Consider the following 14,375-nt stretch of genomic DNA (forward strand, 5'->3'; position numbering starts at 1 on the left):
CACGATCACGTCGGCGGCGGCCCGGGCCGCCGGCGTGCCACGCCGGCCCAACGCGAGGCCGACGTCGGCGAGCCGGATGGCGGGCGCATCGTTGGCGCCGTCGCCGGTCATCGCCACCGTCTTGCCCAGCCGCTGGTAGGCCTCCACGACCCGCACCTTGTGCAGCGGAGTGCCCCGGGCGATCACGGCCACCCTGGGCAGGACCGGGTCCAGGGCCTCGTCGTCCATGGCCTCGAGCTCGGCACCCGTCAGCATGATCTGGTTGTCGGTGAGCACTCCCAGCTCGGTGGCGATCGTCCTGGCGGTGGCCGGATGGTCTCCGGTCATCATCAGCACCTGCACGCCCGCGGCGCGTAGCGCCTCCAGCGACGCCCCGGCCGTGGTCCGGACCGGGTCGGAGAGGACGAGGAAGCCGAGGAAGGTCAACTCGGCCACGCTGTCATCGGTGACTCTCTCGTCCGCCGGTCGGGGCGCGGACCCCAGGTCGCGATCGGCTACCGCGAGGACGCGGTAGCCCGCGCCCGCGAGCCGGCTGTGCTCCTGGATGAGCCTCGCCCGCCGGCGGTCGTTCAGCGGTGCCGTGCCGTCGGCGGTCCGGAGGCGGACGCACCGTGGCAGCAGCACCTCGGGCGCCCCCTTGACGCTCAGCACCGTGGTCGTGCCGGCATCCCCCACTGCCGCGTGGTAGCCGCGGCCCGGCTCGAAGGGAAGCGAGGCCGTCGGCGACCACGCGGCGAGACCGTACTCGCGGGTCACCGCCGCCGCGGCCGCTCCCTTCTGCACCGCGCGGTCGGTCGGATGCGGCAACTTCTTCTTTCCTTTGCCGCGCGGCGTGGCGCGTAGCCCGGCGGCCAGCACCCGCCGATGCGTCGGTCCGAACTCGGTCGCCGCAGCGGTATGCGTGCCGTCCGAGACGGCGTGCAGGCGGATCCTGCCCTCGGTGAGCGTTCCGGTCTTGTCGAAACCCAGCACGTCCACCCGGCCGAGGGTCTCGATGGTGCGGGGGTTGCGTACCAGCGCGCCCCGCGCCGAGAGCCGTCGGGCGGCGGAAAGCTGGGCGGCGGTGGCGAGGAAGGGCAGCCCTTCGGGCACCGCCGCGACGGCGAGCGCTACCCCGGCGCTGAGGGTGTCCCGGATCGGCAGGCCACGGATCAACCCGGAGGCCAACAGTGCCCCGGCGGCGCCGAGCGCCACCGGAATGGTGAGATCGGTAATTGTGGACAGTCGCGCCTCGACGCCGCTGAGCCGGGCGGGACCGGCGGTTGCGGCCATGCTGCGCCCCGCCTCGGTGGCCGGGCCGGTGGCCACCACCACGCCGGTGCCCCGCCCGCCGGCGACGGTCGTTCCTTCGTAGATCATCGAGGAGCGGTCCGCCAGGTTGGCGGCTGCTACTGGTCCGGGCGACTTCGTGACCGGCATGGACTCGCCGGTCAGCGACGACTCGTCGACGTCGAGCCCCGTCGTCGACAGGAGCCGGCAGTCCGCGGGGACGACATCCCCGGCCCCGACCATGATGATGTCGCCCGGGACCAGGTCGTCCGCCGGCAGCTTGGTCTCCTCGCCGTCCCGCAGTACCCGGGCCGGAACCGCCGAGACGGCGAACAGTCGGGCGAGCGCCCGGTCCGCCCGTAGCTGCTGGACCGCGCCGGCGAACGCCGAGCCGATCGCGACGCTGAGCACCAGACCGGCGTCCAGCACGGAACCGGTCGCGGCCGACAGCGCAGCGCCGCCGAGGAGGACGGGGGTGAGCGGGTTGGCCAGTTCGGCCGCGAACGCCCGGACGAGGCTGGGCGCGGTCGCCTGCATCGACACCGCGCCGTCCTGGCGGCGTCGCGCCGCCTCCTCGGTGGACAGTCCACCGAGGAGGCTGTCCAGCCGAGCCAGGCAGTCCTCGGCCGGCAGGATGTGCCACGGGGTACGGGGGACCGCGAGCGGCGGGGGGCGGCGACCCAGTTCCCGCGCCGCCCAGATCCCCTCGCCGAGGGCGGCGGTGACCGCCGCGGTGACCATTGTCATGGCCCGGGACACCAGCCGCGGGTCGGCCCCGGTGAGCATGGCCAACGCGCCGGCACCCGAGCCCACCTGGGCGAGCCGCACCGCGTGCCGGCTCACCCGGGCGGCCGCGGCGACCGCCTCGACCACGAGGCTGGCGGCGGCCAGGTCATTCCCGACCAGGATGTGCGCCCCCCAGGCCGGCGAGCCGTCGTGGCCGTTCACACCGACGCCGCAGTCCGCGGTGCCGACCGCGGCCCGTCGGCGGGACACGACCAGGACGCCGCCGCGCTCGGCCTGCAGACCGCGGATCGCGCCGACGAGCCGGTCCCCCCCGGGTACCCCGGGAAGGTTGGTGTCCTCCGCTGTTCCGCCGGCGCCGGCGGGAAGGTCACCGGCGACGAACACCGCCCGCCCGGAACGGCGGCAGGCGGCCAGCAGGTGGTGGCTCCCCTCCGCCCGCCCGGGTACGATCGACACGATCGCCATCAGCCTGCTGCCCTGAGCCAGACCGAGCACCGTGTCCGCCCCGGACCGGGCCAGTTCGCGACGCTCCCGGACACCGGTCCGGCCGCGCAGGCCGAGCTGTTCCACCGGCCCGAGGGCCCAGCCCTCCGCGGTGGCGACGGTGCTGATACCGGCCGGACGGAACAGGGCGTGCGCGCGGACCGCGACGTCGCTGCGGTCCGCGCCGGCCAGCGGCACGACGTCGGCGATGATGCGTTCCTCGCCGCGCAGGACGTCGGCGTCGATGACGATGGTGTCGACGCGGTCGAGCACCCGCAGGGCCGCCGAATCCATGACGTGGACGCCGCGACGCGCCAGGACGCGGGTCAACTGGGCGGCGAAGCCCTCTCGCCCGACCCGGGCCGGGCGTGGCAGCGAGGTGGCGGCCAGCGCCGCGGCACGGCGCGGATTCCCGGTGGCGGCGGTGGCGGCCGCGAACCCGCCGAGCCCGGCGAGTACGGCGAGGTCGGCGTAGCGCTCCACGGGACCGTCCGGCAGCGGCCGCGGCCGTTCGGTCACCACCGGCTCGGCCGCGGCCCAGTCCGGATGACCGAGCAGCTCGTCCCGAGCCGCCAGGAAGGTGTCTCGGCGCGCACGCGCCTCGCCCAGCGTGACCATCCGGTAGCCGGCGTCGACCGCGAGACCGAGATTCCCCTGCGCCAGGGCGAGGGCACCGGCATTGACCAGCCCGAGGACGACGTCAGCCCGGCCCGCGCCGAGCATCTGCTCCACCCACCGGCGTAGCCGGGGTTGGGTGTCGACGAGGGTGACCAGCGATGCGATCTCGATGGGCAGTGGCACCGCCCGGGCGAGCCGGCCCGCTGACGCCAGCGCGAACGCGACCCCGTCGGCGGCCAGTGCCGCGGCCGTCCGGCGGATCGGCGCCGCGAACCTCGGCACCGCTCCCGGCCTCGGTTCGAGCGCGACGCCCTCCACCCGGCCGAGGGCCGCGACCAGATCGTCAAGGGTGGGGGGCGGTTCGGCGAGCCCGATCAGGACACATTGCAACGGCTCGTTGACCCGGGCCCACGCCACCCCGGGCTGATTCTCCAGCACTCGTTCCACCTGCCGGCGACGGGATTCGCCGGCCGGCCCGGAGATCCCACGGACTCCGAGACTGAGGAGGCGGTAGGCGCTGGCCTTCTCCCGCGGTTCGCCGGCCGCCGTGGAGCCGGCGATCTCGTGATCGACGCTGTCGTGATCGACGGCGCGGGGCGCGGGGGGCCCGAGCGCGGGGGAACCGGGCTTCGAATCCGGACTCCACCCGGTCCGGGCATGGGCGAGAACCGTATGGGCGAGAACGGGCTGGACCACCGCCCCCAGGAGGGCGCTCGGCGCGCGCAGGACGGTCCGGGCTGCGGGCAGACGCATCCGCGCGGCCTCCTCCTCCTCATTGCGTGATCATCGCGTGCGGCGGGCGCGGGCCACGGCTGCCTCGTAGTCCTACCGACTACCCTCTCCGCACGCTTACTAACTGATCGTTCTAGGCGGTCGGTTAGAACGAGGACCGGACGCCGTGGCTCTGCACCGCCCCTCGGGCGGTGGCCAGCGCCCGGGGCGAGAAGATGATGTTGGACTGGTCCATGAAACTGAAGGCGAACAGCCCGTCCAGGCTGAGCTTGCGCGCCTCGTCGCCGGCGAGCAGGGCGTGCATGTCCGCGTCCCAGACCGCCTGCGACCCCGACTTGAAATGCGCCACCATGACCGGGCCGTACTGTCCCAGCAGCTTCGTCATGTTCCGCACGTCGGCGGCGTTGGAATCGTTCCCCATCGCCTGGAAGCTCTGGAAGTCCGACGCCCGCAGCACGTCCGCGAAGTGTGTGATCAGGGAGCGGCCGCCGCCCTTCACCGGATCGTCCCAGCGGCTCTGCCAACCGCCCCAGCCCAGCGACACCCGGGCGTTGGGCGCCCCGGCATGGAAGATCTCCTGGGTCGCCAGGTACCGGTCCTGCAGAGCCCGGTAGTAGTTCGTGGTCTCGGGCGTGGCGGCCCACTCGTTGGACTGGCACGGATATGTCTGCAGCTCGGTGAAGAGCGTGACGTAGAGCGCCGGGCCGTTCGCGGGCCCGGCGAAGATCGAGGCGAGCTCGCGGGCGTCGGCGAGAAAGGCGCCGGACAACGGGTACTCCCGGCCGCAGGCGGGGCCATGGGAGGTCTGGAAGGTCCCCACGCTGCCGGTGCCGTCGAGCCAGACGACGAGATGAATGCCGTGGCCGGAATGGTAGACTTCGGGAATCAGGTCCGCCCGCCACTTCCGTAGGAAGCTCAGGTCGCCCGGGCCGTTGTACCAGGTGGTGAGAAAGTCCAGGTCTCCGGCGAGCGGCGAGGCGAGGGCGCTGTCGAGCGCCGGCCCGAGGCCGAAGCGCAGCTTGCCCGGCTGGGTCACCGGGACGGGTCGGATTCTCGCCGCCAACTCCCGCCGCCAGGGGCCGGGCCGCGGATCCCCGTCATCGAGTGGTCCATGGGTGTCGTGTGGTGTACGGGCGACGGGTAGGCCGGGAAGACTGGCCGCGCTGGTGGGCCCTGGCCTGTCCGGGCTACTGTCGTTGTGGCCGCGGTGTTCGTGACCGAGGGTCGCGATAAGAACGGCACTCATGGCGAGGAGGACGAGGACGAGTGCGCCGGGATGTCGCGACAGCCGACTACGTATGGACACGATCCTCCTGCCGCGGCTGCCGGGTAGCGGCGAAAGTGTAGTTGAGTAGACGCGCATCGGAGTTGTTTTTTTGCGGGCGAGTCGAGCGGAGCGGGTGAGGGAATCCGATGATGATGGCGTTTCCTGGCATCGCCCCGTGGCGCGCCTGGCGCGCCCGCCCGCGCGGAACCCCGGCTGAGCAGGAGAAGCATGACCGCCGACCCGGATCTTCGGATGAGCACCGCTCTCATCACCGGCGCATCCTCGGGCATCGGCGCGGCGTTCGCCGAGGCGTACGCGGACCGTGGAGCCCGGCTCGTCCTCGTGGCGCCGTCCGAACCGAAGCTGTGGATGGTCGCGGAGCGCCTCGCTGCCCGGTACGGCACCGAGGCGCACGTCATCGCGGTGGACCTCGCCGACGAGCGTGGTCCGGACCGTCTCGCCGAGGCGGTCGCCGAAGCGGGCCTGGAGGTCGACATCCTCGTCAACAACGCCGGGTTCGGGACACGCGGCCTTTACCATGAGCTGTCCGCCGACCGGGATCATCGTGAGGTGATGCTGAACGTGGTGGCCGTCGAACGGGTCGCGCACCTGTTCCTGCCGGGCATGGTGGCCCGGGGCCGCGGCACGGTCATCAACGTCTCCTCCACCTCGGGTTTCCAGACCGTCCCGTATATGGCCGTCTACGGGGCCTCGAAGGCCTTCGTCCCGTCGTTCTCGATCGGCCTGTGGGCCGAGTACCGTCGGCGGGGGGTCCGCGTCCTCGCGTTATGCCCCGGACCGACCGACACCGAGTTCTTCGAGGTGCTGGGAACCCGGATGTCCGCCGGTGGCCGGTTGCGGACCACGGACGAGGTGATCGCCACCGCATTCCGTGCCCTCGACCGCGGCCAGGCGTATGTCATCGACGGACGGCTGAACTACCTGGCCTCCAATGCCTCCCGACTGCTGCCGCGCGGACTGGTTGCGCGGATCACCGAACGGGTACTGCGCCCCGGCCGCTCGCGGTCGCCGGACCCGCCGACGTCAGTCCGCCGAGTTCGGCTACCAGCTCGTAGGAGCGGATCCGGTCCGCCAGCCGGGTGACGTTGGTGACGACCATGACCTCGTCGGCGCCCGTCTCGTCGAGCAGTGCGTCGATCCCCGCGCGAACCGTCACCGGGGAGCCGACGATGTGCGAGGCGGTGGCGGCCTCCGCGAGCGACCGCTCCCGCGAGGTCCACGGGTAGGCGGCGGCCTCCTCGGGTGAGGGGAACACCCCGGGGCGGCCGGTACGCAGCCGCAGCATCGCCAGCCGCTGCGGTCCGGCCAGCCACTCCGCGCGCTCGTCGTCGGCGGCGCAGAGTACCGCGGCGGCGACGAGCGCGTACGGTCGCTCCCGGCCGGGCGAGGGACGGAAGGACTTCCGGTAGAGCTCCAGCGCCGGCACTGTGTTCACCGAGCTGAAATGGTGCGCGAACGCGAACGGCAGGCCGAGCATGCCGGCCACCTGGGCGCTGTAGCCACTCGATCCCAGCAACCAGATGGGCGGCACCTCGGCCCGCGGGAACGCGGTGACGCCGTGCCTCGGGTGCGAGTCGGGGAAATCCCCCCCGGCCAGAAAGGTCGTCAGTTCGGCGAGCTGCGCGGGGAAGTCGTCGATGGCCGGCAGGTCGCTGGTGCGGCGCAGAGCCCGGGCGGTCGCGGGATCGGTGCCGGGAGCACGGCCGATACCCAGATCGATCCGTCCCGGGAAGAGGGTGCCCAACGTGCCGAACTGTTCGGCGATGGCGAGTGGCGCATGGTTGGGCAGCATCACCCCACCGGACCCCACCCTGAGGGTGGTAGTGGCCGCGGCAACCTGGCTGATGAGGATCGAGGTCGCCGAGCTTGCGATCCCCGGGATGCCGTGATGCTCGGCCAACCAGTATCGGGTGTATCCGAGCCTTTCGGCATGTCGGGCGAGTTCGAGCGTCCCGCGGACCGCGTCGGTGGCGGGGACGCCGGTGCCCACCGGGACGAGATCCAACACGGACAAGGGGACAGGTCGGGTCGGGCTCACGGCTGGTTGCAACGAAGCATCCGGCCGCGCTCTTCCCCGGGCACCGGGTACTTCCCCGGGCACCCCGGGGGCCATCAGCCGCCGACCGTCTCCATGTAGTCCTCGGCCACCTCGTCGAGATCGTCCGTCGGATAACCGAGGGCGACGCGCACCCGCCGCCGGCCGACCAGCAGGAGATCGAGCATGAAGTCGGGGACCGTGGCGTGTTCGCAGCGGTGGTAGCCCATGGTGAACCAGGCGTGGGCGTCGGTGAGCAGGCCGATTGACTCCAGGCTCTCGGCCACGGCCTCGTAGACGCCCGGATCGACCGACCGGGACGCCTTCAGCTCGGCCCGCAGCGCGGCCGCGTCGTCCGGCTGCCCGTTGCGCAGCAGGCCGTCATGCAGCCAGACGCGGGGATCGACCAGGCACCCGCCGCCGTCCGCCACCGCAGCCCGGTAGCAGCGGATCGCATCGTCCCAGTCGTCCGCAAGCCCGTACTGGCTGCCCGCGTCGACCAGCAGGGACGCCCGGGTGACGCGTTCGCCGTGCGTCTCGCTCCGTTCGGCCAAGGCCTCCAGAGTGGCCGCCGCGCCGCGATGGTCGCCGTTTCCCGCGGCCTTGAAGACGATCTCGTCTACGTCGTCATCCGAAAGGCCGTCATCCGAAAGCATGGGAATAGTGTCACCCCCGGTCGTGGGGCCGGCACGCGGGCGGCGTGCTCTTCGATGGCGGTCTCACATGGTACCCGTCGGCCGGATCAGGATCGACGGGCCATTTTGAGGGTCTTCTCCAACTGGTCGCGGTCCACCTCGGCGACCCGGCCGTTCGTCGGGACGGTCGGGATGTGGCCACCGCCGAGGACGAGGTCGGTGGTGTGTCGCAGGCCCATGTCCTTCTGCTCCACGTCAAGGATGGCCTCCTCGACCCGGTAGAGCTTCTCGATCCTGGAGACCTTCGCCTCGACCTGGGCCGCGACGATGCGCAGCCGCCGTTCGGCCTTGGCCAGCCGCCGTTCGAGTCGACGGTCGACGATGTTGGGCATCGGCTCGTCCCGTTCCGTCGGGTCGTGCAGGTAGAGCTCGACCGCGACGGCGACCAGCGGGATCAACGCCTGGAACACGATCACCGCGCTGCCGGTGCTCTCGCCGGCCGATCCCTGGGTGCGTACCAGCACCCCGGCGATGGACAGCAGCAGGAAGATCGCGGTGGTGAGGGTCAGGGCCAGCGGCGACGATTTCGACTCCACCAGCTGCTCGCGGATCTCCGGATCGATCTTGAATCGGCCCGCGTCGGCGTCGGCGAGCATCTGCTTCTGGGCCCGCGCGAGGATCGACGCCTTGATGCCGTGGGCGAGCGCCACCCCGGCGATGAACACAGCGACCCCCAGCAGGCCGCCCAGCCACCATTCGGGCCCGTACCCGCCGACGTCGGCGAGGACGGCGTAGGACTGGGCGAAGACGTAGAAGTCCAGCGCCGCGAGCACCGTCAGCACCGCGGCCCGGGCCGGGCCCGCCAGCGCCATCTGCGGGATGCGTTCCTGCACCCCGACGCTGCGCCACAGCCGGCCCTGTTCGACCTTGTTCTTGATCAGCTCGGTCCGCCGCTCCCGGCGTTCGGCCCGGGAGTCGATCTCCATCCGGAGTTCGGCGATCAGCTCTTCCAGGGTCCGCCCGTCGGCCCGGACCGCAGCGCGGACCTCCTGGACCTCCGCGTCCTCAAGGCTCTTGAGGACCTTCGGGCGGGTCTCGGCGCCCGCCAGCGCGATGTCGGCGTCTCCCACCCGGCGGATGAGCTGCTTGGCCAGACGCCCTGGCTGGTTTCCCCTACGCAGCACCTTGGAGGTTCCTACTTTCCGATCTCGGTCCTTCCGGGTTCGACCGGACGGGTTCGACGGGACATTCGACGAGAGGTTCCACGGAGCTGTCGGCGGCGTCGTCGGCTGCTGGTCGGTGTGGTCGGCGGGTCAGTCGATCGGACGGGCGAAGGTGCCGCCGACGAAGCAGAGCATGGCGCAGACGATGCCGAGCACCGAGGCGACCATCGCCTCGCGCGCACCCTGGGCCTCGTCACCGGAGAAGACCATGGTCAGTACGAGCGTGCCGACCCCGACGACCGCACCGACGGCCCCCAGCAGGAATCGTCGCTGGATGGTCTCCCGCGGCGGCAGCCTGGACAGCGCGTCGATCGGGGCGATCCGGCCGGCCCGGGCCTGGTTGCCCACGCGACGGCGGATGTCGCGCAGTCGGAAGGTGTTCCCGGTGATGAAGAAGCTGAGCGCGGTCACGATCATCGAGCCGGTGACGGAGACCTTCGCGAACGGCGACGACAGGGTCAGCCAGACCCAGATCTCCAGCACCGCGAGCATGAGCAGGCAGCTGGTGATCACGACCGTCGAGCGCATGAGGGCCGGGCTGAAATGCTGCTCCTCGGGCTCGTGAAGAACACCCATGGGTCGCCTCCTTGCGTGGGTTTCCACCGGTGCTGTCGCGATCATCAGTGGCTCGGATGTGTCGGCGTGGTGCGCGTCGCGGCGGATGCGGGCGGGGTGTTCCGGGATCTCGGGTGCCCCGGCGACGGTCGCGGCTGGACCGGAGGTGGCGGTGAGAGTGGTCAATGCAGTGCCGCTTTCGACGGGACCGGGCTGGTCGGGGGCATGAGGATGACGACGCCGGGTGTCCGGTCGGGGCGGAGCCGTCCTAGCTGCAGTCACTGCTGATCCGTCGGCACAGCTCGCCCTTGAGATAACGGGCGAGGTCCTGCTGCGGGCGGTCCGCCGATCCCTCGTTGACGCCGATGAAACGCACCTTGCCGTTTCCGACGGAGGTGATCTGCTTCGTCTCGAAGCACCGTTTGACCAGTGCCTCGGCGATCGACACGGAGGCCTTCTTGCCGTCGACGTTGAGGCAGTCGGACTCCTGACCGGTACCCAGGAGGTCCGTCCAGACCAGCACGGTCACCTTGTCGACCTTCACGTCAGGCGTGGAACGGACGGCGTTGATCTCATCGTTGATGCCGGCAAGCAGGCCCGTCACGCTGCCCTTCGGGCTGATCTGCTCGGTTTGGATGATGTGGTCGATCTCCTGGCTGAGCACCTTCGACGCGGCGAGCCGGTCCTTTTCCTCGCGCTGGTCGTTGTTCCGAGTGATCTGGAACATCCGGTCGCCGTGGAAGCAGTCCGAGTAGGTCATCGGGCCGCCGCCGCTGGCGACCAGCCGGATGTACTCGCCGTTCTCCAGCGCGGTGTCGAGATAGGGCTGGGCCCGGGCGGTCACCCGCCCGGCCGTCTCGGGTGAGTTGTCGGACAGGTCGAGAAGGATCAGTAGCAGGGATGCGCCGTTGTCCGGCGCCTTCTCCTGGTATCGGGTGCAGTCCAACGGAGCGGAGGCGTCGGCCTTGCCCAGTAGACCGCCGGTGTTGCAGGCGGTGAGCATCGGCACCGCGAGCAGCGTCGCCGCGACCAGGCCGGCGAGCCGCTTGGGCCGGGCCCGTCGCCGCGGCCCGGCAACCATCAGATCGTCCTTGGTCGCATCCTCGGCCGCCGCCGTGGGAGCGACGGGAACAGCGACGGGAAAATTGCTCGTCATCGCAGCACGATCTCCACTCGGCGCCGGCTCGCGTCGGCGACGCCGTCCTGCGCGCCTTCCTCGCCCTTGCCCTTGACCTCCAGCACCGAGCCGGGGATGCCCTGAGTCGCAAGCCACGACTCGACCGCCCTGGCGCGATCCTGCGACAGCCGTAGGTTGTCCTCGGTCCGACCCAGCCCATCGCTGTACCCGATGACCGCGATGTGGCCGGGGTGTTCACGGATCGACGGCAGGATCTGCCCCAACGCGGTCACGGCCTCCCTCCGGAGCTCACTGCTGTTCGAGTCGAACAGGTAGTCGGCGCTGACCGTCGTCACCTGGCTGCCGTCCGGCTGGGTGATGAACTTGCTCAACGGCGGCAAGGGATCAGCCTCGACGGCGGGCGCGATCCGGGTGGCCCGTGGCACCGGGGTGAACGAGGCGGTCTCGCCGCCGCTGGAAGAGCACCCGGCCATGAGCATCAGTGCCGCTGTCATGACCACGCCCGCGCACGCGCGGGCGGCCGGATTGCCGCGTCGCCTGAACGTGACATCTCCGGGTGTGGAGTGAGCGTGATACACGGCCTGCCCCTAACGGCGAATCCGGGGCTCACCATAACGGGGGGGATCGGGCCGTCTCACCGCACCCTGGGGCGTTGTGTGCATAGTGTGTCAGCCCGTTGCCGCGTTGAGCCGGTGGCCTGGTGCGCGCCGCATTCGTACTGATCGGCGCCCGATGCCCCGGAAGGGAGCTGAGTTACGAAGATTGAGGTGGAGGGGACGTAGCTGCCCCGGATCGGTCCCCACTGCCCCCAGGTCCGCTCCTGGCCGGGAGGCCATTCCGGTTCGATGACGTCGGCAGGATCAGTCCCGCGGCGACGATCTCGCGGACCCGGTCGCCCATCGTGCGGTGCGTCTCGGTGTAGATCGCGGTGCCCTGCTCGTCGTGCTCGGTGTAGGCGCGTCGGTCGAAGTAGCTGTGGAAGACCCGCAGGCCGTTCTCGTCCGGGTCATCCGGCAGGCACCAGACGAACGGATGGGTCGTGGAGAACACCCAGCGGCCACCCGGCCGCAGCACCCGGGCGATTTCCCGCATCACGGTGCCACTGTCGGCAACGAACGGGACCGCGCCGAACGCCGAGCAGGCCACGTCCACGCTGGCGGCCGCGAACGGGAGCGCCGCGGCGTCCGCCTGGACGAGTGGCACGTTGATACCGGTGCGGATCCCGAGCGCGCGGGCCTGGTCCAGCTGACCGCCGGACAGGTCGAACCCCACCACCCGGGCGCCCTGCCCGCGCAGCCAGCGGGCGCACTGCGCGCCGCCGCAGCCGACTTCCAGGACCACCTTGCCGGCGACGTCGCCGAGCAACCCGATCTCGGACTCCCGCAGTCCCTCCGGGCACCAGCAGAAGTCGCTGTCGCCGAGGAACGCGCCGTGCTCCGACTGGTAGTCCGCCGCGGCATCGTCCCAGTAGAAGCGGCTCGCCCGGCGGGCCGTGCCCGGGTCGATGTCACGGTAGCCGTAGGCTGGCAGCGGCGCGGAGCCGTCCTGATCGGTGTGGCTCGGGCTGGTGCGGTCGGTCGGGCCGGTGGTGTCGATGCTGTCGATTGTGCCGGTGCTGCCGGCGATGTTGTCTGGACTTTTCACGGTGACCTATGCTGGCACCCGGGCCCGCGGCCACACCGCTCGGGATGGGCGTTCAGGTCACGATCGGGGCCTGTTTACGAAGCGTGATGGGTGACGGCCGCGCCGATCACCGCGCGGTCCTCGGTGATGGTGACCGGCGTGTACACCACCATGCCGGCGGGGTTGCGGTCGACGAGACGTCCGCGGCGGCTCTCCCCGACAAGACGGGCCCGGCCCTCCAGCGAGCCCACGCCCACCTCGTGGTCGGCCGGGCCGAACGGGCCGGTACCGACCAGCCCGGCCTGCTCGGGAACCTCGGTCACGTAGATCCGCACGATCGCTCCGGGCACGGTCGTCCAGCGCAGGACGGTGCCGCCCAGGGTGGAACGGGCCTCCAGATCCACCACCGCGCGCGGCCGTGTGACGACCCGCACCAGCACCTCCGCGGCACCCGACGGGGCGGCGAGACTATCCGAGGCGTCCGCCCCGGCGACCCACACCTGGTAGCGGTAGATCGCGCCGGGTGCGGTGTCCTGGTCGAGGAAATAGCCGTCGGATCCGCGGAACCGGCGCTTCGCGCCCGACAGCGGGGAGGTCTCGGCGAAGGTCCGTTCGATGACGACGCAGCCCTGCCCCGGAACCGGACGCCAGGACAGCGCGACCGCGTCGTCGATCATGCTTGCCCGCAGCGCCGTGACGGGCGGGAAGAGCGTGCGGGTCGGGGTGCGGACCGGTACGGACCGCAGCTGGCCGGATTCGCCGGACACCGTGGTGACCACCTCGTGCCAGTGCGGGACGCCCCTGGGCACGCCGGCGTCGAACAGCTCGGTGGCCGTGGTGATGCCCAGGCTGCGTTCGCGGCGGCCGCCGGGGGCCGTGGGATCGACGAGAACACGCGACACCCGGTAGGAGGCGCCCTGCGTGACCGACGGTTCCCATCGGAGCAGGACCGCGCCGTCCTGCTCCACCGCGGTGAGCTCCATCGGGGCGGCGGGATAGCCGGTCTGCGGCGCGTCGGGATCGACGTGCCCGCCGGACACCTGGCTGGGCACCTGGGTGGGCGCCGCTTCGGCGGTGGGCCCTGGATGCCAGGACAGCTCGTCAACGTGGGCCGCCCGACGCGGCGGATCGGCCCGGGCCGCCCGGGTGAGCAGCTCGCGCGCCCGGGCCGGGGTCATCCGCCGGCCGGGGTCCTTCTCCAACAGGCCGTCGAGCACCGCGGCCAGCTCGCCGGCCCGGTGCGCCGGGGCGGGCGGGTGCAGCAGGATGGCCGCGAGCATCGCGCCGAACGTGTCCCGCTCGAACGGCGGCCGGCCCTCGACGGCGAAGTACAGCGTGCCGCCCAGGCTGAACAGGTCCGCCTCGAAGGTGGCGGGCTGGTTGTTCAGCCGCTCCGGCGCCATGTAGAGGGGGGTCCCGAGGACACCGGTGACGGTGAGGGTCGGGTCGCCGTCGCCGGTGGCGATGCCGAAGTCGGTGAGCACGACCCGTCCGTCGGTCCCGATCAGGACGTTCGACGGCTTGACGTCACGGTGAACGATGCCATGCGCCCGTGCCGCGACGAGGGCGTCGAGCACCGCGCTCCCGATCCGGGCGACCTCGGCGACGGGCAGGGGCCCGTCGGACCGGACCACCTCGAACAGGGAGCGAGACGGCACGAGCTCCATCACGATCCAGGGCAGGCCGTTCTCCAAGAGCACGTCGAGGATGGTGACGACATGCGGATGGCTGCGAAGCTTGGCCGCGTGGCGCGCCTCCCGCAGGGCGCGTTCGACCCGGTCCGCGCGTTCGGCCTCGGCGACTCCGCCAGCGAACTCGATCTCCTTGAGGGCTGCCTCGGTCTCCAGCACGGAGTCGAAGGCACGCCACACCGTCCCCATCGCACCCGCACCCAGCCGCGCGACGAGTCGGTATCGGCCCGCCACCATACGGTTGCCTACCGGAACGGTAGCCACGACACCCCCTTGGCTTCCTCCATTGTCGCAGGACAGCTTCCCAGGTGGACGGAAATATCGAGACGCTGCCGAGC

10 protein-coding genes and 1 pseudogene are annotated in these 14,375 nt (G+C 71.5%); 1 reads left to right on the forward strand and 10 read right to left on the reverse strand.

Annotation, left to right across the window (positions count from 1 at the left end; all coding sequences use genetic code 11):
- On the reverse strand, positions 1-3,870 hold a 3,870-nt coding region (locus AC08OP_RS01290; protein WP_476612517.1), incomplete at its 3' end, for a cation-translocating P-type ATPase.
- Positions 3,871-3,994: 124 nt separating this feature from the next.
- A complete protein-coding gene (locus AC08OP_RS01295) occupies positions 3,995-5,155 on the reverse strand; it encodes a hypothetical protein (protein ID WP_476612518.1) in 1,161 nt (386 codons plus the stop codon).
- 189 nt (positions 5,156-5,344) lie between these two features.
- Between AC08OP_RS01295 and AC08OP_RS01300 the strand changes: the two genes are divergently transcribed.
- A complete protein-coding gene (locus AC08OP_RS01300) occupies positions 5,345-6,220 on the forward strand; it encodes an SDR family NAD(P)-dependent oxidoreductase (RefSeq protein ID WP_476612519.1) in 876 nt (291 codons plus the stop codon).
- On the opposite strand, the gene AC08OP_RS01305 is transcribed toward AC08OP_RS01300, so the two are convergent.
- From AC08OP_RS01305 to AC08OP_RS01340, 8 genes and pseudogenes are all read right to left on the reverse strand, one after another.
- Positions 6,108-7,175, reverse strand: a complete 1,068-nt coding sequence (locus AC08OP_RS01305) for an LLM class flavin-dependent oxidoreductase (protein WP_476612525.1) — start codon at positions 7,173-7,175, stop codon at positions 6,108-6,110. The genes AC08OP_RS01300 and AC08OP_RS01305 overlap by 113 nt on opposite strands.
- Before the next feature lie 74 nt (positions 7,176-7,249).
- Positions 7,250-7,828: a hypothetical protein gene (locus AC08OP_RS01310; protein ID WP_476612520.1), complete on the reverse strand. Its 579-nt coding sequence runs from the start codon at positions 7,826-7,828 to the stop codon at positions 7,250-7,252.
- An 86-nt stretch (positions 7,829-7,914) separates the two neighbouring features.
- On the reverse strand, positions 7,915-8,991 hold the full coding sequence (locus AC08OP_RS01315) for a hypothetical protein (protein ID WP_476612521.1): 1,077 nt from the start codon (positions 8,989-8,991) through the stop codon (positions 7,915-7,917).
- Positions 8,992-9,120: 129 nt separating this feature from the next.
- Positions 9,121-9,606 (reverse strand): hypothetical protein, encoded by a 486-nt coding sequence (locus tag AC08OP_RS01320; protein WP_011434820.1) that lies wholly within the window; start codon positions 9,604-9,606, stop codon positions 9,121-9,123.
- A gap of 247 nt (positions 9,607-9,853) precedes the next feature.
- Positions 9,854-10,741 (reverse strand): hypothetical protein, encoded by an 888-nt coding sequence (locus AC08OP_RS01325; protein ID WP_476612522.1) that lies wholly within the window; start codon positions 10,739-10,741, stop codon positions 9,854-9,856.
- On the reverse strand, positions 10,738-11,217 hold the full coding sequence (locus AC08OP_RS01330) for an OmpA family protein (protein WP_476612523.1): 480 nt from the start codon (positions 11,215-11,217) through the stop codon (positions 10,738-10,740). The genes AC08OP_RS01325 and AC08OP_RS01330 overlap by 4 nt, the downstream gene beginning before the upstream one ends.
- A gap of 140 nt (positions 11,218-11,357) precedes the next feature.
- Positions 11,358-12,367: pseudogene (locus tag AC08OP_RS01335) on the reverse strand (class I SAM-dependent methyltransferase).
- Between the two features lie 74 nt (positions 12,368-12,441).
- Positions 12,442-14,301, reverse strand: coding sequence for a protein kinase domain-containing protein (locus AC08OP_RS01340; protein ID WP_476612524.1), 1,860 nt, complete (start codon positions 14,299-14,301; stop codon positions 12,442-12,444).
- Between the last annotated feature and the right edge of the window lie 74 nt (positions 14,302-14,375).

Source organism: Frankia sp. CeRuru1, from assembly GCF_977966315.1.

Coding starts and splice junctions, on each gene's coding strand:
- AC08OP_RS01300 (WP_476612519.1), top strand. CDS start 5,345: ATGACCGCCGACCCGGATCTTCGGATGAGCACCGCTCTCATCACCGGC.
- AC08OP_RS01310 (WP_476612520.1), bottom strand. CDS start 7,828: ATGCTTTCGGATGACGGCCTTTCGGATGACGACGTAGACGAGATCGTC.
- AC08OP_RS01320 (WP_011434820.1), bottom strand. CDS start 9,606: ATGGGTGTTCTTCACGAGCCCGAGGAGCAGCATTTCAGCCCGGCCCTC.
- AC08OP_RS01325 (WP_476612522.1), bottom strand. CDS start 10,741: ATGACGAGCAATTTTCCCGTCGCTGTTCCCGTCGCTCCCACGGCGGCG.
- AC08OP_RS01330 (WP_476612523.1), bottom strand. CDS start 11,217: ATGACAGCGGCACTGATGCTCATGGCCGGGTGCTCTTCCAGCGGCGGC.